Source organism: Pseudomonas sp. 2995-1 (assembly GCF_002742505.1).
In the GTDB taxonomy this organism is placed as follows: Bacteria; Pseudomonadota; Gammaproteobacteria; order Pseudomonadales; family Pseudomonadaceae; genus Aquipseudomonas; species Aquipseudomonas sivasensis.
In genome coordinates this window covers 1-356 of sequence record NZ_LJSA01000404.1, presented here as the reverse complement: position 1 = coordinate 356, position 356 = coordinate 1, and the positions used below count along the sequence as shown (strand labels likewise).

1 protein-coding gene is annotated in these 356 nt (G+C 33.1%); it reads left to right on the top strand.

Annotated elements, in window-relative coordinates:
- Positions 1 to 100: 100 nt before the first annotated feature.
- The coding region (locus tag AOA61_RS30925; RefSeq protein WP_143521232.1) for a PaaI family thioesterase at positions 101 to 356 on the top strand (256 nt) is incomplete at its 3' end.

Sequence of the window (356 nt, the reverse complement as noted above, 5' to 3'; positions counted from 1 at the left end):
ATATTGGTAGCTATGAAGACTATACAAAAAAGAAATTAGAAGCATTAGAATCATTGTTTAAGACACAAAAGGAAAATTAGAAGGATAGGAGGGAGAGAGATTGGATGAAAATAAAATTAGGGATAATTTTGAACGAGCTTTGAAGGTACATGAAGATGGAACAGGACAATTATTTTTGTATTCTTTATTAGATTTTGATATTGATTATAATGGAGAGGACGAAAAGGTTCATATTTCCGCTCCAATAACTGATATTATGTTTAATCCTATAGGGTTTTTACACGGTGGGATATTAATGTATATTGCGGATACTGCAATGGGACATTTAGTCGCTGCTTTTTCAGAACGCCCTGGAG